We start from the raw sequence: 21,034 nt of genomic DNA, 5'->3' as shown, positions 1-21,034 counted from the left end.
TTCGCAGACTGACGCGGGCTCGTGATCTTATCGCCACCCTACCAAGACCATCAATCAGCTGAGAGGCAAGAAAGGAGGTATTCCTCGTTGGATTGTTCTCTTTCTAGAACGAAATTCTTGAACCTCTTTTTATTTTGTTAGTCATAATAACGACAAAAATTTACTAAAAGCAATTTGCTTCTTTAAAAAAGAGTGTGGGGGATGGATGAATAAGCGTTGGGGATGGAGTGTAGTAGCGGTATGGTTAATGGGGATGGGGATCGCCAATGCCGATGAGGGACAACTGAGTCTGGAGATGTTGTACCATCCGCAGAAAAAGCAAAGCTTTAGCACGACACCGCTAACGCGATTGTCTTGGGATGCGCAAAATCGTTTGATCGAAACACAGATCAAGGACGGCGAAGTCAAATTGTTCGTTGTTGACCCAAAGACATGGAACAAACAAGCACTGACCGCCAATACGCAGATTCTCAGTATTTTGCAGAAATCGGGTGTTCCGCAGGCGCAGGCGAGATTACTGACGGACCAACTTGGTCCGCAGATCAAACCTGAAGTCTCACGCTATCTATTCACGCTTAATCGCGATTTGTGGCTGTTAGATCTGAAGAGTGCCCAAGCTCGTCAGCTGACGCATAGCCCCGATGTGAGTAAAGATGAAGCGCAACTTTCTTCTGACGCGCAATCCGTTGCTTATTTAAAGGGAAATGATCTCTACGTCACAGATATTGCGACAGCGACAGAGCGGCGTTTAACGACCGATGGCAGTGACACCAATCTCAACGGTCGACTCGACTGGGTGTACATGGAAGAAATTTATGGTCGCGGGGTCTTACGGGCGTTCTGGTGGTCGCCTGATTCCACCAAGCTCGCGTTTCTGAATTTTGACGAAAGCAAAGTGCCGGTGTACACCTTGGCCGGAGACCACGACCAGCCAGAACAGACGAATCTCACGCATTATCCCAAAGCAGGTGACCCGAATCCGACAGTCAAACTTGGTGTTGTCGATGTCACAGGGAAGCTTCAATGGACGGAGAACCCGTATCAGGGCAAAGAAACACTCATCGTACAAGTAGGATGGACGCCAGATGGTCATTTGCTCTCCGCGTGGCAAGACCGTATTCAAACGTGGCTCGATTTGCGCTTGCACGATCAAACGATGATGCACAGCAATGTGATGGTCCATGAGAGCAGTCCTGCATGGACAGAACGCTTACCGTTCCCCGTCTTTCTCAAAGATGGTGGATTTGTCTGGGAATCAGATCGTACTGGTCATCGTCATTTCTATCGCTATAACAAAGATTATCAGCTGCAAGGACCGATCACCCAAGGTAACTGGGAAGTGCGTACCGCTTATGGTGTGGATGAAGAACATGGTCGCATCCTGTTTGCGGCGGATGAACGTAACCCCATCGGGAATGACGTATATGCCGTGAACCTAGATGGTTCTGATCTTCATCGATTGACGACTGAATCGGGAACACATGCTGTTCGATGGAATAATAATTTTACTTATTTCCTCGACAGCTGGAGTAGCCTCAAGCAACCGCCGCGACAAGCGTTGTTCGACGATCATGGTGCGCAGCAAAAGTTAGTTGACGATGTTGGCATGCCAGAAAAAATGAAAGGCTTACGTCTGGCAACAGTGAAGCAACAGCAAATTATGTCGCGTGATGGCTTCCCCCTTGAAAGTTTGCTGTACTTACCACCCGACTTCGATGCGCATAAAAAATATCCGGTCTATCAGCACCTCTATGCCGGACCGATGACACCGACCGTCATTGATCGTTGGACAAACGACTTGTATTACCATTTTCTGGCGCAACAAGGCTACATCGTATGGATCTTAGATAACCGCAGCGCGAGTAATAAGGGTGTTGCTAGCGCGTGGCCCATTCACAAAAAATTAGGTGAATTGGAATTGCGGGATCAGTTGGATGGTCTCGCATGGTTACGTCAGCAAGGCTGGGCTGACATGAGCCGAATTTCATTGGATGGTTGGAGCTATGGCGGTTTCTTTACGTCTTACGCATTGACGCACAGCGATGCATGGAAAGTCGGATTTGTCGGCGCTCCAGTGACCGATTGGCATCTGTATGACAGCGTCTATACTGAGCGCTATATGGGGCTGCCAGTTGATAACAAAGAAGGCTACGAGAGCAGCAGCGTGCAAAAAGCCGCCGCCAACTTACATGGCAAAGTCTTGTTGATGCATGGAACGATGGATGACAATGTCCATCCTCAGAATACCGTCATGCTGATCGATGCGCTCATTAAGGCGGATAAAGACTATAGCTTGCAACTGTATCCTGGACAAACACATGGTCCGCGCGGTGATTGGGTTATTTGGTCACTGCAAAAAGCGAAATGGGAGTTCTTGAGGAATAACCTATAAAGCGCCGAAGGCGCACTGGGCTCCCGCCTGCGCGGGAGCGACGGATGGGGGGGGCGTGTAATGACGTGGGATAACAAGGTGAAGCTGCTGTAGCAGGTTTAAATCGTCATCAAGACCAGCCGCGATTTGTATAAAACGTCATCAAGACCAGCCTCGATTTGTATAAACCGTCATTACCCGCGAAGGCGGGTAATCCAGTGGCACGGTAGTGCCTTTCTTAGCACTTAGAAAGCGACTGCAATTCTGATGAAGCCAGCGTGGTCGCTTACTTCATGCCCTGCCAACGTGGTGTGAGTTGGTGTGGCACACTGAACATGTCCAATACACGACCCACGGTATGATCGACCATCTCGGCAATCGATTGTGGACGTTGGTAAAAGCCAGGTAGTGGAGGGAAGATGATGCCGCCCATTTCAGTGACAGCCGTCATGTTGCGTAAATGAGCGAGATTGAATGGTGTTTCTCTGACCATTAACACCAAACGGCGGCGTTCTTTCAGTACGACGTCAGCGGCACGGGTAATCAAGTTGTCCGACATGCCGTGCGCCACCGAGGCCAGTGTCTTCATGGAGCAGGGAGCGATGATCATGCCGTCGGACAAAAAAGATCCACTAGCAATACTCGCGCCGACATCCCGTACGTTATGCACAACATCCGCCAACGCCTCGACGTCTTTGCGTTTGAAATCCATCTCTTGATGTAGGTTCAACACACCTGCTTCTGAAACCATCAGATGCGTTTCGACATCCGGTAAATCTCGTAATACTTCAAGCAAACGCACGCCGTACACCGACCCCGTAGCGCCAGTGATGGCGATGATCAAGCGTTTCGGTGCGGTGTGCGTTGGCGTCATAAACATTAGTCTTTCAGCAAAGCGAGCAATTCGCCGCTTTCATACATTTCATTCATGATGTCAGAACCACCAATGAACTCGCCTTTGACGTACAACTGCGGAATTGTTGGCCAGTTAGAGTAGTCTTTGATGCCTTGGCGTACTTCTGGGTCTTCGAGCACGTTGATGGTGACCAGGCTCTGTACGCCGCAGGTTTTCAACAACTGTACTGCACGACCAGAAAAGCCGCATTGTGGGAATTGGGCAGTTCCCTTCATGAACAGCACTACAGGGTTTTGGGTTACGGTTTCTTTGATCCAGCTTTGAACGTCGCTCATGGCACTCTTCCTTATAAAACGAATCTCGACATTATAGTGGAAAGAGAAATCTGATGTCGTCTCCTACCGCAAACCTCGAACTGGCAAGTGGAAAAGACAAAATAGCCCTCTACGGTGCGTGTAATGTTATCTAAATTACATGATTGCAACGTGTCCAACCACTCCAAAGAGCGCACTGTGCGATAAGAAAGGGTGGTACATTAACTGTTGATGAGGTCAATGCAAAGCGACCATCAACCACAGACGGCATTCACGACCAGAGATGCTCCAATATAGGGGCACAATTGCCTAGGAGACATCAATGCAGCAGCTGGGAAACCACCATGCGCCAAGTGAGCTTGCGCAATCAATGGGTGTCAATTTGTCATCCACTTCCACAATCGTGGATGCCAGTACCCAGATTCTACAAGCGCACGAGCGATCGGCTGCCTATGGCGTGACGCGTGAAGCCATGCCTGACTATGAACCCGCGAGCAAAGAGAAATTTTCATTGCTGTTAGAGCAAAACCGTTTGCTTCATAGCCATGCTGTGCCAGTCATGGAAAATCTCTACGAGCAGATCATTAATACGCATCATATGATCGTATTAACCGACACGCATGGTCAAATTTTACATACGCTCGGCGATGCTGATTTTTTAGCCAAGGCAGACCAAGTCGCGTTGAGCCCCGGCGTGGCGTGGTCAGAGCAAAGTAAAGGGACGAACGCGATCGGTACAGCGATTGCCAGTGCCTGCCCGACTGTTGTCCATGCGGATCAACATTACATGCTGGCAAACAATTTTTTGACGTGTTCAGCCGCGCCTATTTTTGATGCAAGAGGGGCCATGATTGGTGTCCTCGATGTGACGGGAGATCATCATCACTTTCAGCGGCACACCTTAGCATTGGTGCGGATGTCGGCGCAGATGATTGAAAATCAATTATTTAATGAAGCCTTCCAAGGGGCGGTTAAAATTCATTTTCATAGCCGTCCAGAATTCCTCGGCACCCTCATGGAAGGGATCGTATGTTTTACACCAGACGGACGGTTTATCTCAGCGAGCCGCAGTGGCTTATTTCAGATTGGCATGTCGGCATCGGCATTACAAGCGCATACGTTTAGCTCTCTCTTTGGTATGCCCATTTCGGCCTGTATCGACCACCACCGAACCGCCACGCCAGGCTTACTGCAACTGTGCTTACACAACGGTGTGAAGGTGTATGCGAAATGTAGCGACATGCGCCCGTCGCCGTCGGTGTATCAGCATGCATTGCACAATGCGAGACCTGCTTCGCCAACGGTGATCCCAGAGCTGAAATCCCAGCCACGTTTATCGAGTTTAAATTACCTCGATACCGGAGACCAACAAGTGGCGCGGAGTATCGAAAAAATACGGAAAGTCATCGGCCGAGGTATTTCGATTTTGATTACTGGCGAAACGGGGACTGGCAAAGAATTACTGGCGCAGGCAATCCATAATGACTCGCCACGACATGCCGCACCGTTTGTCGCGCTTAATTGCGCCTCGATCCCCGAGACCTTGATCGAAGCTGAATTGTTTGGTTATGAAGATGGTGCCTTTACTGGCGCACGGAAAAAAGGGAACATCGGAAAAATTTTACAAGCCAACGGTGGCACGTTATTTTTAGATGAAATCGGCGATATGCCATTCAGCCTGCAAGCGCGCTTGTTACGCGTGTTGCAAGAGCGCATGGTGACACCGTTAGGTAGTAGCAAATCGATCCCTGTCAACGTTGACGTGATCTGTGCGACGAATCGTCATTTACGCGACATGATTGCCCGTGGCGAGTTCCGAGACGATTTGTACTATCGTCTTAATGGTCTGGTGGTGCGCTTACCCGCATTACGTGAGCGTAGTGACCTCGATATCGTCGTGGCCAAAATTTTGCAAACAGAAAGCAATGGCGTAAGTTACACATTGCATCCTGAAGTGATGACCTTGTTTCATGCACACCACTGGCCGGGTAATTTCCGTCAACTCAGCAACCTGTTACGGACTGCGATATTGATGGCTGGAGATGAACGCGAAATCCGGATGGAACATTTACCTGATGATTTTTTGGATGACATCGTGGAGATGGCACCGACCTACCCAGCGACGGCATCTACCTCTCTGACGGATCACGCTACGGTAACCTCGGTCCCTGTTGTTGCAACGATGAATGAAGTCGAGCGAGACCTCATTCAACGTGCGCTTGCAGCAAATGATGGGAACGTATCTGCGGCAGCCCGTGCATTAGGGGTATCGCGAAATACGATCTATCGCAAGAAACTGAATTGAAACGACGGCAGTGATCCAACCGTCATTCAGTCAGGTTTAGCTGGCGCTGATCGCTTCGAGCTGGGCGTATTCCTCATCGCTAAACAGTCGAGAACGCGTCAAAAAGCGTTTTCCTGTGCCGTTATCCAAAGAAAACATACCACCCATGCCATCAACGAGATCGATGATTAATTGGGTATGTTTCCAGTATTCGAATTGTTTTGGGCTCATGTAAAACGGTGCCCCGTTGATCTCGCCTAAGAGTATGTCTTGATCGCTGATCTGAAAATCATTCTGCGCGTAACATAGTGGGGCGCTACCGTCGCAACAGCCACCGGATTGAAAAAATAAGAGTGCACCGTGTTTGGTTTGCAATTGTTGAAGAAACGCAATGGCTTCGGGTGTACCAAGGACGCGAGGTAATGCGGGGTGTAATACCGGTTGAGTCATGGTCGGGGCTTCATTGTTGAATTTGACGCTCGGATGAGGCTGCATGCGAACCACTGGAATCCCGTCTGCGCGACAGTAGCGATCGCGCAGACGAGTAAACCAGTGGCATGGTTGTCTCTTCGATCTATTCGATCAGAAGAACCCAAGCGCGTTTGGACTGTAGCTCACCAACAAGTTTTTCGTTTGTTGGTAGTGATCCAGCATCATTTTGTGATTTTCACGTCCGATACCGGATTGCTTGTAGCCGCCGAAAGCAGCATGTGCGGGATACAGGTGATAGCAATTCGTCCAAACCCGACCTGCCTGAATGCCACGACCAACACGGAATGCACGTGAGCCATCCCGTGTCCACACGCCAGCACCGAGACCGTACAAGGTGTCATTCGCAATGGCGAGCGCTTCAGCCTCATCTTTGAAGGTTGTCACTGATACGACCGGTCCAAAAATTTCTTCTTGGAAGATACGCATTTTGTTGTGGCCTTTAAAGATCGTTGGCTGAACATAAAAGCCTGTTTCCAGATCGCCGCCCATGGCTTTGCGCGCGCCACCGATCAATACTTCAGCGCCTTCCTGTTTGCCGATATCCAAATAGGACAGAATTTTTTCTAATTGCTCTTGCGATGCCTGTGCACCGATCATTGTTGTCGCATCGAGTGGGCTACCTTGCTTGATAGCGGCAACGCGTTTAATGGCGCGTTCAATGAAGCGCTCGTAGATCGATTCTTGAATCAACACGCGGGAAGGGCAGGTACAGACTTCACCTTGATTGAGTGCAAACATGGCGAAGCCTTCAAGACATTTATCAAAGAACGCATCGTCTTTGTCCATGACGTCTTCAAAGAAAATATTGGGTGATTTACCGCCCAGTTCGAGTGTGACAGGAATCAGATTTTGCGCGGCATATTGCATGATAAGACGGCCAGTGCCGGTCTCGCCGGTAAAGGCGATTTTCGCAATACGCTTGCTTGATGCGAGTGGCTTACCTGCTTCCAAGCCAAAGCCATTGACAACGTTGACCACGCCCGCTGGTAACAGGTCGTGAATCAGCTCAATCAAGACCATGATAGAGGCGGGTGTTTGCTCTGCGGGTTTGAGCACGACACAGTTACCGGCTGCCAATGCTGGCGCGAGTTTCCAGACCGCCATCAGGATAGGGAAATTCCATGGGATGATCTGTCCGACGACGCCAAGAGGCTCTTGGATGTGGTACGCAAACGTGGTCTCATCGATTTGAGAAACCGAACCTTCTTGCGCACGAATGCAGCCAGCAAAATAGCGGAAATGATCAATAGCCAGTGGAATATCGGCGGCCATGGTTTCGCGGATTGGTTTGCCATTGTCGATGGTTTCAGCAGTCGCTAGCAAACTCAAATTGGCTTCCATGCGGTCCGCAATTTTATTCAGAATATTGGCGCGGTCGGCAGCGGAGGTTGTGCCCCATGCCGCTTTAGCAGCATGCGCCGCATCTAACGCCAACTCGATATCTTCCGCAGTGGAACGTGCCACTTCGCAAAACGCTTTGCCAATGACAGGGCTGATATTGGCAAAATAATCGCCTTTCACTGGGGCCACAAATTTGCCGCCGATAAAATTGTCGTAACGGTTTTTGAAAGGATTGCTGATACCCAGTTTGCTGATGTCTGCCATGTTCATGGTGGTTGTCTCCGTAATGTCGTTATGGTGGTTAATCGTGCTGTTGCACACGACCTATTGAGCAAACCCTGTGCCATGGTGGATGTTGCGCTGCACCGTGAAGCGTGTACGAGGGCAATGAGAAGGAACTTTGCACGGAGGCAAATAACGCCATGTACATACTGTGACAAGTCGGAGCAGAACGGTGGTACACACTGTTGCAAATTGGGACAGTGGGACGTTACGGTATTTCTTAGACGAAAAAAACCGGAGGCATTGCTCCGGTTTTTCATGACGCTCAGGGCGTGATGTTAGCCGCGCAGTTTTGCAAAAGCGGCAGCCATCGCGTTACCTGCTGGCGCGGTTTGTGTCTGTGCGCGATGCTGATTGAGACGTTTTGCGTCATTGCGATCACCGCGTTGTTCTGGCTTGCTGCCAGCTTGTGGCGCAGCATCGGTCAGACGCATTGTCAGTGCAATACGTTGGCGTTTGACATCCACTTCCAAGACTTTCACCTTCACGACCTGACCCGCTTTCACAACGGTGTGCGGATCTTTAACGAAGGTATGAGAGAGCGCAGAAATATGAACCAATCCGTCTTGATGGACGCCGATATCGACGAACGCACCGAATGCTGCGACGTTCGTCACGACGCCTTCCAAAATCATGTCTGGGCGCAAATCTTTGATTTCTTCGACGCCTTCTTTGAAGGTGGCAGTCGTGAATTCTGGACGTGGATCGCGACCAGGCTTTTCTAATTCTTTAATGATGTCAGTAATGGTTGGAATACCAAATTTTTCATCGGCATACTTCGCTGGATTCAGTGATTTTAATAAGCTGCTATCACCAATCACGCCTTTGACGTCTTTTTTGATATCCGCCAGAATTTTTTCAACGACCGGATACGATTCTGGGTGAACTGCTGAGGCATCGAGCGGATTATTACCGTTCATAATGCGCAAAAAGCCTGCTGCTTGCTCGAAGGTTTTATCGCCGAGACGGGGAACCGAACGTAAGTCAGCGCGGGAAGTGAACATCCCTTTGGCATCGCGGAAATGAACAATGCTTTGCGCCACACTCGATGACAAACCTGATACCCGCGCCAATAAAGGCGCTGAAGCCGTATTCACATCCACACCCACCGCATTGACGCAATCTTCGACGACAGCGTCGAGCGAACGAGCGAGTTGGCTTTGGCTGACATCATGCTGATATTGACCGACACCGATGGATTTCGGGTCAATTTTCACCAGCTCTGCCAACGGGTCTTGCAATCGACGAGCGATTGATACCGCACCACGGATGGAGACATCGAGGTCTGGCAATTCTTTCGATGCAAATTCAGATGCGGAATAGACCGACGCACCTGCTTCGGATACCACAATTTTGGTCAGCTTTAACTCAGGTTTGAGCTTAATCAGATCCTGCGCGAGCTTATCGGTTTCACGCGAAGCGGTGCCGTTACCAATCGAGATCAGCGACACATTATATTTTGCAGCGAGTTGCGCTAAGACGTGCAAGGAGCCATCCCAGTCATTACGTGGCTGGTGCGGATAAATAGTGGCGTATTCCATGACTTTGCCAGTAGCGTCGACGACAGCTACTTTAACGCCAGTACGCAAACCAGGATCCAGACCCATGGTCGCGCGTGGACCGGCAGGTGCTGCCAGCAATAAATCTTTCAGGTTGCGGGCAAACACATTGATCGCTTCGATCTCAGACTGCTCACGCAATTTACCCATGAGCTCCGTATCGAGATGCATAAAGACTTTGACACGCCATGCCCAGCGCACGGTATCGATCAGCCATTTGTCCGCGGGACGTTCTTTTTGACTGATGCCAAAGTGAGCTGCGATGCGGCTTTCGCAAGGATTTAATGGCGATGCCCACGTTGGTTTTTCTTCTTCACTGTCGAGACGCAAGGTGACGGTCAGCATCTCTTCGCGACGACCACGGAACAAGGCGAGGGCGCGGTGGGATGGGATGGTGCTGAGTGTTTCGGAATAATCGAAATAGTCGGCAAACTTCTCGCCTGCTTCTTCTTTACCCGGAACCACTTTCGATTCCACAACGCCATGGTCGTTGAGATATTCACGCAAGGATTGCAACAGGGTCGCATCTTCGGCGAAGCGTTCCATCAGAATCTGACGGGCACCGTCCAGCGCGGCTTTGGCATCTGGCACACCGGGATTATCCCCATTGTCCGTCGTAAAGGCCGGCTTAATATAAGCGGCGGCTTCTGTTTCTGGTGTTAATAAAGGATTAGCGAGTAAGGCATCGGCAAGTGGTAACAAGCCCGCTTCGACGGCGATTTGCGCTTTGGTACGGCGTTTAGGTTTGTAAGGAAGATAAAGATCTTCCAGACGTGTTTTGTCTTCTGCGTGGGTAATTACGTCGAGCAAAGCCGGGGTCATCTTGCCCTGTTCTTCGATCGAAGCCACGATCGCAGCGCGACGGTCTTCCAATTCGCGCAGATAACGCAAACGCTCTTCCAGTAAGCGCAATTGGGTATCATCCAGGCCGCCGGTGACTTCTTTACGGTAACGGGCAATAAACGGAACCGTTGCACCTTCATCCAGCAAGGCAACGGCAGCAGCAACCTGAACTGGCTTAGCAGCGAGTTCTAAGGCGAGTCTTTGTTCAATCGAAGGCAGCATAAATCCAGACAATAAAAAGCAATCAAGGCGCAGATGATACGCAATTTGTGTATTTGCGCCAGTCTTGACAGCGAGGGAGAGTGCGGGTACGAGAATAAAAATATCATGACGTTGACGTGTCGAAAGTCAACGTCATGATATTGTCTTTTTTATATTTATAGTCTTTTGCAGCGTGTTACTCAGCATTTGTCTGATCGCAATGTAGCGGGGAGTTGAGGTCAATGATGTCGGACGGGCGTATAAAAAAAGCGTGTAAAGCAACGACACATTGCCTGACACGCCTTGTTGATCGATGTTTCCTTGCATTCACATACTCGTCATGCTTGCACTGTCGTTTCGAGTGAGTCCCAAGTTAATCTCGAATCTCTAGTGCACGGTTCAGACTCAACGCCGCGAGCGAGCAAGCTGCACCGGAGAGTAAGTAGAGACTTACATACTCTAAACCAAAGTGGGAAGACAGACCCAGCGCCACCAGCGGTGCAAATCCAGCACCGACCAGCCATGCCAGATCGGAGGTCAACGCCGCGCCAGTGTAGCGATATTTTGCGGCGAAATTAGCGGTCACTGCACCTGCTGCTTGGCCGTAGGAGAGACCAAGTAAGACAAAACCCAGCAAGATGAACAGATTTTGACCACTTTCTCCACCATCCAACAAGGTCGGGACAAAGCCGCTGAGTACCGCAATCATCAGTGCCAGAGTGCCCAGCGTGTTACGGCGACCAAAGCGATCAGCGATCAGACCCGATACAATCACCGCCACTGCCATCAGCGCTGCACCGCCCACTTGGAGATATAAGAAGCTACTCAATGAGCGTGGCGAATACAGCGTAATCCACGACAGTGGGAAGACGGTGACTAAATGGAACAAAGCGTAACTCGCCAGTGCTGCCAAGGCACCAATCAGTACGTTGCGTCCTTGCGACGAGACTAAATCCGTCACTTTTGTTGGTTCAAGCTCACGTTCATCCAAGAGGCGTGCGTACTCGTTGGTAGAGACGAGACGCAGGCGCGCAAAGAGGGCGACAACGTTAATCGCAAAAGCCACGTAGAATGGATAGCGCCAGCCCCAGACGAGAAAATCGTCGGCTGAAACGTTGGAAATCAGGAAGGCAAAGATGGTGCCCGCCAGCATAAAGCCGATCGGTGCTCCGAGTTGCCCCAGCATAGCGTACCAACCGCGTTTGTTTTGTGGTGCATTAAGTGCCAAAAGAGAAGGCAAGCCGTCCCATGCACCACCGAGCGCGACACCCTGACCGATTCGAAGCATTGACAAAATGATAATCGCAGTAGCACCTAAGCTTTTATAGGTAGGTAAAAATGCAATACCAGCTGTTGAGAAGCCGAGTAGCACCAGTGCCATCGTCAATTTGGCCTCACGACCGAGATGGTGCTGGATGGTCATGAAGATGACTGTTCCAAAAGGCCTTGCAAGAAACGCGAAAGAAAATATAGTGAATGCGTACAGCGTGCCTTCAAGTCGTGGTGCAAATGGGAAAAACACCGACGGGAAGACTAAGACAGAAGCAATTGCGTAGACGAAAAAGTCAAAATACTCTGACGCTCGCCCAATGACCACGCCGATCGCAATCTCACCCGGCGCAATCGTTGAATGGTCTTCTTTGGTATTTTTAGTCGAACCCGTGTTGGAACGGAGGGGGAATTCGGTGTTATGGTCACCGTGGTGGCTGATACTTGGCATAGTCGTCTCTCGTAGTTATGGTCTGATCGATGGACGCCAGGTAACCCTCGCAGATATAACTTTGCTAAGGTAGGACAAAACGTCCAATCGCTAATGCTAGTCAGTTGATGTACCTTAACATAAAACTTAGCCTAAATTGGAATTTTTATGATGATTTCCCTACTCTTGCGGCGCGGACTGATGCTCTTATGCTTCGCGCTGTTGGCTGGATGTGACACGATTGTGTTAAATCCGTTTGGTGATATTGCCGCACAACAGAGCAAGCTCATTGTTGTATCGACAATATTGATGCTGATTATCATCGTTCCGGTGATAGCACTCACTCTCTTTTTTGCATGGCGTTATCGCCACAGCAATACCGAGGCTGCCTACGAACCCGACTGGGATCACTCCACGATGTTGGAGTTGGTGATCTGGGGCGCACCGTTGTTAATCATCATCGCTTTGGGTACGATAACCTGGATTTCCACGCATACACTTGATCCATATCGAAAGTTGTCTCGATTGGACGAACATCGTGCGATTCCTGCAAACGTCAAACCGATTGAAGTTGAGGTTGTGGCGCTGGATTGGAAATGGTTATTCATTTACCCAGAGCAAGGCATTGCAACAGTCAACGAATTGGCTGTGCCTGTTGACGTCCCTGTTAACTTCAAGATTACCGCGTCTTCTGTGATGAACTCGTTCTACATCCCAGCGTTGGCAGGTCAGATCTATGCGATGCCAGGTATGCAGACAGCATTACATGCAGTTATCAATAAGGCAGGTGTCTACGAAGGCTTCTCCGCCAACTACAGTGGTGCGGGTTTCTCTGACATGAAATTCAAGTTCCACGGTATGAACCAGCAGGACTTTGACAATTGGGTAGCAGCAGCGAAAGCAGACACACGTGCACTCAAGCGCGCTGATTATCTGCAATTAGAGCAGCCAAGTATCAAAGATCCGGTGCGTCATTTCGGTACCGTTGATGCAGATCTGTTTCATGCAATCGTGAATCGTTGCGTTGCGGAAGATCAGGTGTGTATGGATCAGTTGATGGCGAGCGATATGAACGTCAAAACTGCAAAAAACAGCGAAGTAAAAGGTCTTGCCTTGCTGGCGCAAAATCAGCGTAACGGGCGCGCTCTTGATGCTGATGTATGTACCACGCCGTCAATTACTAGTGGGAAAAAATAATGTTTGATCAAATTGATATGACTAAGCTGATATTCGGCCGTCTGAGCTGGGATGCAATTCCCTTCCATGAGCCGATCTTGCTGGCAACCTTTGCCATGGTTGCATTGGGCGGGATCACTTTATTAGGCGCACTGACTTACTTCCGTATGTGGGGTGTGTTGTGGCGCAACTGGTTCACCAGTATCGATCATAAACGCATCGGTATCATGTACATGATTCTCGGTATCGTGATGCTGCTGCGCGGTTTTGCCGATGCATTGATGATGCGTGCACAACAAGCAATGTCATTCGGTGATTCACACGGCTTTCTGCCACCGCATCACTATGACCAAGTGTTTACCGCACACGGCGTCATCATGATTTTCTTCGTGGCGATGCCATTTGTGACTGGTTTGATGAACTACGTGGTACCGATGCAGATCGGCGCACGTGACGTTGCTTTCCCGTTCCTGAATAACTTCAGCTTCTGGATGACGACCTTCGGTGCCGTATTGGTGATGGCGTCCTTGTTTGTGGGTGAATTTGCACGTACAGGCTGGTTGGCTTACCCACCACTGTCAGGCATTCTCGGTAGTCCGGATGTGGGGGTTGATTACTATATCTGGTCATTACAGATTGCCGGTGTCGGGACCTTGCTTTCGGGTGTGAACCTGATTGTGACGATCATCAAGATGCGTGCACCTGGCATGACAATGATGAAGATGCCAGTGTTCACATGGACTGCGTTGTGTACTAACGTATTGATTGTTGCTGCTTTCCCTGTGTTGACTGCAGTGTTGGCGATGTTGTCTCTGGATCGCGTTTTTGGTACGAACTTCTTCACGAACGACATGGGTGGTAACTCCATGATGTACGTGAACTTGATCTGGATCTGGGGTCACCCAGAGGTGTACATCCTGGTCTTGCCGATTTTTGGTGTGTTCTCTGAAATCGTATCGACATTCAGCAGCAAGCGTCTGTTTGGTTACACCTCCATGGTGTACGCGACGGTCGTTATTACCATCCTGTCTTACTTAGTATGGTTGCATCACTTCTTCACGATGGGTTCTGGTGCGAGTGTTAACTCGTTCTTCGGGATCACGACGATGATTATTTCGATCCCAACCGGCGCGAAGATTTTCAACTGGTTGTTCACGATGTACCGTGGTCGTATCCGCTTCGAAGTACCGATGTTGTGGACGATGGGCTTTATGGTGACCTTCGTTATCGGTGGTATGACCGGCGTGTTGTTGGCGGTTCCTCCTGCTGACTTTGTATTGCACAACAGTTTGTTCTTGATCGCTCACTTCCATAACGTGATTATCGGTGGTGTCGTATTTGGAACGTTTGCTGGTATTAACTTCTGGTTCCCGAAAGCATTCGGTTACAAGCTCGACGCGTTCTGGGGTAAATGCTCCTTCTGGTTCTGGACGATTGGTTTCTACTTCGCGTTCATGCCATTGTATGTACTGGGTTTGATGGGTGTGACTCGTCGTCTGAGCCACTTCGAAGATCCATCGTTGCAGATCTGGTTCCAGATCGCAGCGTTCGGTGCAGCGTTGATTGCTTTGGGTATCGCTTGCTTCGTGATTCAGTTGGGCGTGAGCTTCATGCGTCGCGAATCCCTGCGTGATTTCACTGGTGATCCATGGGGCGGTCGTACGCTGGAATGGTCGACATCGTCGCCACCACCTGCTTACAACTTTGCCTTCACACCAAAAGTGCATGATATCGATACATGGGCTGATATGAAGAGCAATAAGTATGAGCGTCCTACCGATGGCTTCGTTGCGATTCATATGCCAAAGAACACTGGCGCTGGCGTGATTATCGCTGGTCTGAGTGCGGCAGTTGGTTTCGCATTGATCTGGCAAATGTGGTTGCCTGCTGGTATCGCGTTTATCGCGATGATGGCCGCCATCATTACTCATACATTTAATTACAACCGCGATTACTACATTCCGGCCGACGAAGTCGCCCGTACTGAAGCAGAACGCACACGTTTGTTAGCTAGCCATGTCTAATACATCTACTTCTACTCATAACGCGACGGGCGCGACTTCCGGCTCCCGCTACTTTGTTCTGGAACACCATCCAGAAAACGGCACGATGTTGGGTTTCTGGTTATACCTGATGAGTGACTGTTTGGTGTTCGCTTGTTTGTTTGCTGCCTACGCGGTATTGGGTCGCAACTACGCAGGCGGCCCAACAGGTGCTGAAATTTTTGACTTGCCTTTGGTTGGTCTGAATACATCATTGCTGCTGTTGTCATCGATTACGTACGGTTTCGCCATGCTGGAATCGCAAAAGGATCGTTTGCGTAACACAATGATCTGGTTGGCAGTGACCGGTTTGTTAGGTGCTTGCTTTATTTATTTCGAGCTGTACGAGTTTGTTCACCTGATCATGGAAGGCTCAGGCCCACAACGTAGTGGTTTCTTGACGTCCTTCTTTGCTTTGGTTGGCACGCACGGCTTGCACGTCAGCTTTGGTATCGTGTGGCTGGTGACCTTGTTATTCCAATTGAAGCGTCATGGATTAACCCACGAAAATCGCCGTCGTCTGATGTGCTTATCGATGTTCTGGCACTTTCTTGACGTTGTCTGGATTGGCGTCTTTACCTTTGTCTACTTGATGGGAGTTCTGCCATGAGCGCACACCACGACCACGCGGCCCATGGCCACCATGATGATCACCATGGTCACGACCACGCAGATCACGGCAGTCTGAAGAGCTACGCCACCGGTTTTGTTTTAGCGGTATTGCTGACAGTGATTCCGTTCTGGTTGGTGATGGGTAAAGTGTTTGATAAGTCGAGCACCACTGGTTTTGTATTGTTAGCTTTGGCTGCGGTGCAAATCGTTGTGCATATGATTTATTTCTTGCACATGAATTCGAAATCCGAAGGCGGCTGGACAATGTTGGCTTTATTGTTCACAACGATGGTGGTTGTGATCATGATGAGTGGTTCTTTGTGGGTCATGTATCACTTGAATCACAACATGATGCCTGGTATGGACCACGAAACTGTCCCTGAATCGATTCGTGCAGTACCCGTTGAAAAAGACATGAAGAAAATGCCTGGCATGTCATGATTGAGCCAATGAACCATCCGACTGCCGCAGCCCACGCGGCGGCGGTCGATGTTTCTCAACCCCGCTCCAGCGTTGTGAGAGTCTTTCTTGCAATCTGCGCGGGGTTGTTGTTTGTGGGCTTCGCTGCACTTGGTACGTGGCAAGTGAAACGCTTGCAATGGAAACTGGATTTGATACAGCGCGTCGATCAACGCGTGCATGCGCCTGCAGTGGCGGTTCCTTCTGCGACGCAGTGGGCGTTGGTGACTGCCGCACAGGATGAATATCGTCACGTGCAATTGCAAGGGGCGTATGACTACCGCGCGACCAGTCTTGTACAAGCATCGACAGAGCTCGGAAGTGGGTTTTGGGTCATGACGCCCTTGCGGCAGCCCAACGGTGAAACCGTCTGGATCAACCGTGGCTATATTCCAACGAGTATGGCGTCGCAGTATCAGCCTGAAAAAGCCCCCGTAGACGCTGATGATAAGGCGAGTGTGTCGGTGCAAGGCTTGTTACGCATGAGTGAACCCAATGGTGGGTTTTTACGTCACAATGAACCATCGACGCAACATTGGTTCTCGAGAGATATTCAGGCGCTCTCTGAGTCTCACCATGTGGCACAGGCGGCACCATTCTTTGTTGATCAGGAACGTCTTTCTCCAGCAACGACATCCTCTACAGTTGAACCGACGGATTACCCAGTGCCGGGGCTGACGGTCATTGCTTTTCATAATAATCATTTGGTGTATGCCGTCACGTGGTACGCCTTGGCATTAATGGTTATCGCTGCATTTGTCTATGTTCGCCGCGATGATCGTCGTTTGCGATTGCAAGCGACAGAGCCCAACTCTCGATAGTCTGTTAACATAGCACGTCGCACGGCGCATTTCGCCGTGCGAGTAGACAGACCGATGAAGAAGCATCAATGGGAGAGGCACGAATGACTGTGAATCCGGCACGTCAGACACGCGAGCACGAGATACAGACGCAACAAAAACGCGTTCTGTATGCGGCATCTGACTACGAGAGTTCAGCAGGGCATAAAAATATGCTCCAGCTGATTCAGTTGCGATGGATTGCGATGCTCGGGCAGGTATCCACCATTGCTTTGGCTATTCTTGTTTTTGATATCAAGCTCCCGCTATTACAGATTTCATATGTACTCGCGGCATTAATCGCGTTCAATATTGCCAGTCATTTGCGTTGGCATGAAGAAATCAAAGTCTCGAACAAAGAATTATTCCTTGCCCTGTTGGTCGATGTCAGCATTTTGACGATGCAGCTTTATTTGTCGGGCGGCACCAGTAATCCCTTTGCCTTTTTGTACTTGTTGCAAGTGATTTTGAGTGCAGTATTGCTTGAAGCATGGTCGACGTGGTTGATTGTCGCTATCACCAGCGTTTGTCTTTTTGGTTTATCGATTTTTTATTACCCCTTGGTCTTGCCACCCGAACATGCAGACAGCATGCCCGGCTTATATCAAGATGGTGTGATCGTCTGCTTTTTAGTCAATGCAGCCTTATTGGTCTTCTTTTTGACGCGCATTAACGGCAATTTGAGTAGCCGCGACGCACAGCTTGCCGCGTTAAGGCAGCATGCAACGGAAGAAGAGCATATCGTTAAAATGGGTTTGCTTGCCTCAGGTGCGGCGCATGAATTAGGCACGCCTTTAGCCACATTATCGGTAATTGTTGGTGACTGGCGTCGCATGCCGGAGTTCAGTAAAAATCCAGAGTTGTTGGAAGAAATCAATGAGATGCAACGACAGCTCCAGCGATGCAAAAGTATCGTGAGCAGTGTCTTGTTGTCAGCGGGAGAAGCGCGGGGTGAATCGTCGGTGAAAACGACCCTGAATACCTTCTTAAACCACCTCGCTGATGATTTCAAAACGACGCGTCCTATTACGACCTTCCTCTTTGAAAATCACATCGAAGAAGATGTGCCTGTTGTGTTTGATTCCGCGTTAAAGCAGATGATCTGCAATGTGTTAGATAATGCGCTTGAGGCTTCACCACAATGGGTCAGTCTGACCGTGTCGCGTCAAGATAACACGCTCAATATTGTGGTGACTGATCGTGGTCCCGGATTTTTACCAGAGATTTTGGAAAAACTGGGCCAACCCTATCAATCGACAAAAGGACGCCCGGGAAGTGGGCTGGGTATTTTCTTTGTCGTCAATGTCGCACGTAAATTGGGGGGATCGGTGTCGGCGCGTAATCGCGAAGATGGCGGTGCAACAGTAAAAATTGGCTTGCCACTCTCGGCAATTATGCTTTAAGGGAAAACACAATGATGTCGGAAAATCGTCTGCTATTGATAGTCGAGGACGATACTGCTTTCGCTCGTACACTTGCACGTTCTTTTGAACGGCGGGGTTATACGGTCATTCACGCTGCCAATCTTGAGGATACGGCAGACTTATTAAGCAAGCATTCGCCACGCTATGCCGTGGTTGATTTGAAACTCAATGGTGCAGCGTCGGGTCTCGCTTGCGTGCAGATGCTCAATAAGCACGACCCCACCATGCTCATTGTCGTGCTGACGGGCTTTGCTAGTATCGCTACGGCAGTCGAGGCCGTGAAGTTGGGTGCGTGTCAGTACTTGGCGAAACCGTCTAACACGGATGATATTGAAGCCGCCTTTGGCCATGTGGCGGGTGTGTCCGAGCCTGAGTTAACGAACCGTTCAACGTCGATCAAAACACTGGAGTGGGAGCGCATTCACGAGGTGTTGGTGGAGGTTGATTTTAATATTTCTGAAGCCGCAAGGCGATTAGGCATGCATCGCCGAACGTTGGCAAGAAAGTTGAATAAGCAGCAGGTGAAGTAGCGCCTTCTCTGGAGGTCTTGAATTTAAATATGCATCGTAGAGGTCTTCATCGCCTATACTGAGGTAACACCCGCATTCGCAGGCGTCTACCAGGAGCAATAGCATGAGTAAAGTAACTAAGACCAATAAAGAAGTAAAAAAGCAGGCATTGCTCTCACCCAAAGAGAAAAAAGCGGCGAAGGATGCCAAAAAATCGGCAGGTTCATCGATTCCACTTGGTGCGCGCTAAATTAGCAGGCCAACTGATCAACGTTTCTTACGACCGAAAAAAGCGACTGCAAGTGATCTTGGCAGTCGTTTTTTTTATTTGACCCATTGTCCGCCAGATACCCGTTCAATCCCCGCCAAATCACGCCAGCTTTGTACGTGTACAAAACCGTGTCCAGAGAGCAGTTCGCGTACATCTTCTGCTTGGTGATAGCCGTGCTCCATCAGCAACCATCCCTCGTGAACGAGATGTTGGGGCGCGTTGGCAATGATGGTTCGGTAAGCACTGAGACCATCCGCATGATCTGTCAATGCGTTGATCGGTTCAAAACGTAGGTCGCCTTGTGAGAGATGCGGATCGTCTTTCACGATGTAGGGTGGATTGCTCACGATCGTATCAAACACGAAGCCATCAACACCGCTATACCAGTCACTCTGTATCAGGCGCACACGATCTGGCACATGGCGAGCAACATTGGCTCTCGCGATGGCTAATGCATCTGCGCTGATGTCGAGTGCAGTAACTTGGAGGTCGGGGCGGGTATGTGCGATGGCGATGGCGATGGCACCTGAGCCTGTTCCCATATCCAGTACCTTTGCCTGATTGGGGGTGTGGCTGAGCGCGAGTTCCACCAACAGTTCAGTATCCGCACGGGGGATAAGCACAGCAGGCGACGTCAACAACGGCAAACCAAAAAACTCACGCTCACCCGTTAGATAAGCGATGGGTTCTCCATCAAGGCGGCGTTGAATGAGCGTTTGGAGAGCAAGACCTTGCTCAGGGGAGAGGAGATAGTCAGACTGCGTGATCAGTTGAATTCGCGTTAGTCCGGTGACCGTCATCAACAAGATTCGCGTCTCTAATTTCTCTAACGGAGAAACGCGTTCGACATCAGCGATGGTGAGGTGATCGTGCTGCCACGCTTCCATTAACGGTGTTTCCCAAACATCCCGGTTTTTTCACGGGTAAAAAACAAAAAGACGAGTGTGATGCCAACCAGTACAAACCCGATCATCGACCAGGCAGGAATGGATAAGCCCAAAGTAGGTGGATAGGGTGTTTCGCACAAGCCGTCTGCACGGAACAAAGTGGGCCACCAGCTTGCCAGAACGATTTTATTCAAACCCGTTTCGAGCGGATCAATACCACATGAGAGTCCAGGATTTGCCAATACGTATAAATGTTTTGCTGCAACGCCAATCCCTGACAGCGCGGACACCGTCGCCAGTCCGACGCTGATGCGGCGGGTTCCACGTGGCATGGCGGCGCCGATCAAACAGAAAATGGCAATGGCGATAAAAGCGTAGCGTTGTAACACGCACAGCGGACAAGGCAGCATGTGTTCAACGATCTGCAAATAAAGTGCAGCACCGATTAAACTAATGCAAAATGCGGCGATGCCAAGGAGTACAGGTTTCGAGGATTGCATGAAATTCGTCCGGAATGTAAGAGCGGATGCCAGCTTACACGTTTTTTCACAAAAATGCGTAAAAGCGATCGTG

Annotated in this window: 18 protein-coding genes; 10 read left to right on the top strand and 8 right to left on the bottom strand. The window is 49.9% G+C overall.

Annotation, left to right across the window (positions count from 1 at the left end):
* Nucleotides 1-205 precede the first annotated feature (205 nt).
* On the top strand, nucleotides 206-2,392 hold the full coding sequence (locus tag ACO0K2_RS13475; protein WP_423019634.1) for a DPP IV N-terminal domain-containing protein: 2,187 nt from the start codon (nucleotides 206-208) through the stop codon (nucleotides 2,390-2,392).
* Between the two features lie 265 nt (nucleotides 2,393-2,657).
* Here the strand turns inward: ACO0K2_RS13475 and ACO0K2_RS13470 are convergent, their stop codons facing one another.
* On the bottom strand, nucleotides 2,658-3,245 hold the full coding sequence (locus ACO0K2_RS13470; protein WP_423019632.1) for a UbiX family flavin prenyltransferase: 588 nt from the start codon (nucleotides 3,243-3,245) through the stop codon (nucleotides 2,658-2,660).
* Between the two features lie 5 nt (nucleotides 3,246-3,250).
* A complete protein-coding gene (gene grxD / locus ACO0K2_RS13465; protein ID WP_423019630.1) occupies nucleotides 3,251-3,562 on the bottom strand; it encodes a Grx4 family monothiol glutaredoxin in 312 nt (103 codons plus the stop codon).
* Between the two features lie 301 nt (nucleotides 3,563-3,863).
* Here grxD and ACO0K2_RS13460 point away from each other — a divergent pair, with 301 nt between their 5' ends.
* Nucleotides 3,864-5,846: a sigma-54-dependent Fis family transcriptional regulator gene (locus ACO0K2_RS13460; RefSeq protein WP_423019628.1), complete on the top strand. Its 1,983-nt coding sequence runs from the start codon at nucleotides 3,864-3,866 to the stop codon at nucleotides 5,844-5,846.
* Nucleotides 5,847-5,882: 36 nt separating this feature from the next.
* On the opposite strand, the gene ACO0K2_RS13455 is transcribed toward ACO0K2_RS13460, so the two are convergent.
* From ACO0K2_RS13455 to ACO0K2_RS13440, 4 genes are all read right to left on the bottom strand, one after another.
* Complete coding sequence (locus tag ACO0K2_RS13455) at nucleotides 5,883-6,275, bottom strand: DUF779 domain-containing protein (protein WP_423019626.1); 393 nt, start codon at nucleotides 6,273-6,275, stop codon at nucleotides 5,883-5,885.
* Nucleotides 6,276-6,407: 132 nt separating this feature from the next.
* A complete protein-coding gene (gene adh, locus ACO0K2_RS13450; RefSeq protein ID WP_423019624.1) occupies nucleotides 6,408-7,928 on the bottom strand; it encodes an aldehyde dehydrogenase in 1,521 nt (506 codons plus the stop codon).
* A gap of 290 nt (nucleotides 7,929-8,218) precedes the next feature.
* Nucleotides 8,219-10,564: a Tex family protein gene (locus tag ACO0K2_RS13445; RefSeq protein WP_423019622.1), complete on the bottom strand. Its 2,346-nt coding sequence runs from the start codon at nucleotides 10,562-10,564 to the stop codon at nucleotides 8,219-8,221.
* A 352-nt stretch (nucleotides 10,565-10,916) separates the two neighbouring features.
* On the bottom strand, nucleotides 10,917-12,263 hold the full coding sequence (locus ACO0K2_RS13440) for an MFS transporter (RefSeq protein WP_423019620.1): 1,347 nt from the start codon (nucleotides 12,261-12,263) through the stop codon (nucleotides 10,917-10,919).
* A 150-nt stretch (nucleotides 12,264-12,413) separates the two neighbouring features.
* Between ACO0K2_RS13440 and cyoA the strand changes: the two genes are divergently transcribed.
* The 8 genes from cyoA (at nucleotide 12,414) to ACO0K2_RS13400 (ending at nucleotide 19,553) form a co-directional block, all read left to right on the top strand.
* Nucleotides 12,414-13,439, top strand: coding sequence for a ubiquinol oxidase subunit II (gene cyoA, locus ACO0K2_RS13435; protein ID WP_423020123.1), 1,026 nt, complete (start codon nucleotides 12,414-12,416; stop codon nucleotides 13,437-13,439).
* Entirely contained in the window at nucleotides 13,439-15,442 is a 2,004-nt protein-coding gene (gene cyoB, locus ACO0K2_RS13430; protein ID WP_423019618.1) for a cytochrome o ubiquinol oxidase subunit I, read from the top strand. The genes cyoA and cyoB overlap by 1 nt, the downstream gene beginning before the upstream one ends.
* Nucleotides 15,435-16,070: a cytochrome o ubiquinol oxidase subunit III gene (cyoC, locus tag ACO0K2_RS13425; RefSeq protein ID WP_423019616.1), complete on the top strand. Its 636-nt coding sequence runs from the start codon at nucleotides 15,435-15,437 to the stop codon at nucleotides 16,068-16,070. The genes cyoB and cyoC overlap by 8 nt, the downstream gene beginning before the upstream one ends.
* On the top strand, nucleotides 16,067-16,513 hold the full coding sequence (cyoD, locus tag ACO0K2_RS13420; RefSeq protein WP_423019614.1) for a cytochrome o ubiquinol oxidase subunit IV: 447 nt from the start codon (nucleotides 16,067-16,069) through the stop codon (nucleotides 16,511-16,513). The genes cyoC and cyoD overlap by 4 nt, the downstream gene beginning before the upstream one ends.
* A gap of 8 nt (nucleotides 16,514-16,521) precedes the next feature.
* Complete coding sequence (locus ACO0K2_RS13415; RefSeq protein ID WP_423019612.1) at nucleotides 16,522-17,352, top strand: SURF1 family protein; 831 nt, start codon at nucleotides 16,522-16,524, stop codon at nucleotides 17,350-17,352.
* Nucleotides 17,353-17,435: 83 nt separating this feature from the next.
* Complete coding sequence (locus tag ACO0K2_RS13410) at nucleotides 17,436-18,773, top strand: ATP-binding protein (RefSeq protein ID WP_423019610.1); 1,338 nt, start codon at nucleotides 17,436-17,438, stop codon at nucleotides 18,771-18,773.
* 14 nt (nucleotides 18,774-18,787) lie between these two features.
* The gene (locus tag ACO0K2_RS13405; protein WP_423020121.1) at nucleotides 18,788-19,324 is read left to right on the top strand and encodes a response regulator transcription factor; all 537 of its coding nucleotides are present in this window, start codon (nucleotides 18,788-18,790) and stop codon (nucleotides 19,322-19,324) included.
* 103 nt (nucleotides 19,325-19,427) lie between these two features.
* Nucleotides 19,428-19,553: a hypothetical protein gene (locus tag ACO0K2_RS13400; protein ID WP_423019608.1), complete on the top strand. Its 126-nt coding sequence runs from the start codon at nucleotides 19,428-19,430 to the stop codon at nucleotides 19,551-19,553.
* A 74-nt stretch (nucleotides 19,554-19,627) separates the two neighbouring features.
* On the opposite strand, the gene prmC is transcribed toward ACO0K2_RS13400, so the two are convergent.
* Nucleotides 19,628-20,461, bottom strand: coding sequence for a peptide chain release factor N(5)-glutamine methyltransferase (gene prmC, locus ACO0K2_RS13395; protein WP_423019606.1), 834 nt, complete (start codon nucleotides 20,459-20,461; stop codon nucleotides 19,628-19,630).
* The gene (locus ACO0K2_RS13390; protein WP_423019601.1) at nucleotides 20,461-20,961 is read right to left on the bottom strand and encodes a disulfide bond formation protein B; all 501 of its coding nucleotides are present in this window, start codon (nucleotides 20,959-20,961) and stop codon (nucleotides 20,461-20,463) included. The genes prmC and ACO0K2_RS13390 overlap by 1 nt, the downstream gene beginning before the upstream one ends.
* Between the last annotated feature and the right edge of the window lie 73 nt (nucleotides 20,962-21,034).

This window comes from Undibacterium sp. MH2W, from assembly GCF_049340215.1.
In the GTDB taxonomy this organism is placed as follows: domain Bacteria; phylum Pseudomonadota; class Gammaproteobacteria; order Burkholderiales; family Burkholderiaceae_D; genus Undibacterium.
This window is presented reverse-complemented; position numbering and strand designations above follow the sequence as displayed.

Bases quoted from the DNA above. Each gene is read 5' to 3' on its own strand.
- adh (WP_423019624.1), bottom strand. From the start codon at position 7,928: ATGAACATGGCAGACATCAGCAAACTGGGTATCAGCAATCCTTTCAAA.
- cyoC (WP_423019616.1), top strand. From the start codon at position 15,435: ATGTCTAATACATCTACTTCTACTCATAACGCGACGGGCGCGACTTCC.
- cyoD (WP_423019614.1), top strand. From the start codon at position 16,067: ATGAGCGCACACCACGACCACGCGGCCCATGGCCACCATGATGATCAC.
- ACO0K2_RS13460 (WP_423019628.1), top strand. From the start codon at position 3,864: ATGCAGCAGCTGGGAAACCACCATGCGCCAAGTGAGCTTGCGCAATCA.
- ACO0K2_RS13475 (WP_423019634.1), top strand. From the start codon at position 206: ATGAATAAGCGTTGGGGATGGAGTGTAGTAGCGGTATGGTTAATGGGG.
- ACO0K2_RS13470 (WP_423019632.1), bottom strand. From the start codon at position 3,245: ATGACGCCAACGCACACCGCACCGAAACGCTTGATCATCGCCATCACT.
- ACO0K2_RS13415 (WP_423019612.1), top strand. From the start codon at position 16,522: ATGAACCATCCGACTGCCGCAGCCCACGCGGCGGCGGTCGATGTTTCT.
- ACO0K2_RS13390 (WP_423019601.1), bottom strand. From the start codon at position 20,961: ATGCAATCCTCGAAACCTGTACTCCTTGGCATCGCCGCATTTTGCATT.
- grxD (WP_423019630.1), bottom strand. From the start codon at position 3,562: ATGAGCGACGTTCAAAGCTGGATCAAAGAAACCGTAACCCAAAACCCT.
- ACO0K2_RS13440 (WP_423019620.1), bottom strand. From the start codon at position 12,263: ATGCCAAGTATCAGCCACCACGGTGACCATAACACCGAATTCCCCCTC.
- cyoA (WP_423020123.1), top strand. From the start codon at position 12,414: ATGATTTCCCTACTCTTGCGGCGCGGACTGATGCTCTTATGCTTCGCG.
- ACO0K2_RS13455 (WP_423019626.1), bottom strand. From the start codon at position 6,275: ATGACTCAACCGGTATTACACCCCGCATTACCTCGCGTCCTTGGTACA.
- prmC (WP_423019606.1), bottom strand. From the start codon at position 20,461: ATGGAAGCGTGGCAGCACGATCACCTCACCATCGCTGATGTCGAACGC.
- ACO0K2_RS13405 (WP_423020121.1), top strand. From the start codon at position 18,788: ATGTCGGAAAATCGTCTGCTATTGATAGTCGAGGACGATACTGCTTTC.
- ACO0K2_RS13445 (WP_423019622.1), bottom strand. From the start codon at position 10,564: ATGCTGCCTTCGATTGAACAAAGACTCGCCTTAGAACTCGCTGCTAAG.
- ACO0K2_RS13410 (WP_423019610.1), top strand. From the start codon at position 17,436: ATGACTGTGAATCCGGCACGTCAGACACGCGAGCACGAGATACAGACG.
- cyoB (WP_423019618.1), top strand. From the start codon at position 13,439: ATGTTTGATCAAATTGATATGACTAAGCTGATATTCGGCCGTCTGAGC.
- ACO0K2_RS13400 (WP_423019608.1), top strand. From the start codon at position 19,428: ATGAGTAAAGTAACTAAGACCAATAAAGAAGTAAAAAAGCAGGCATTG.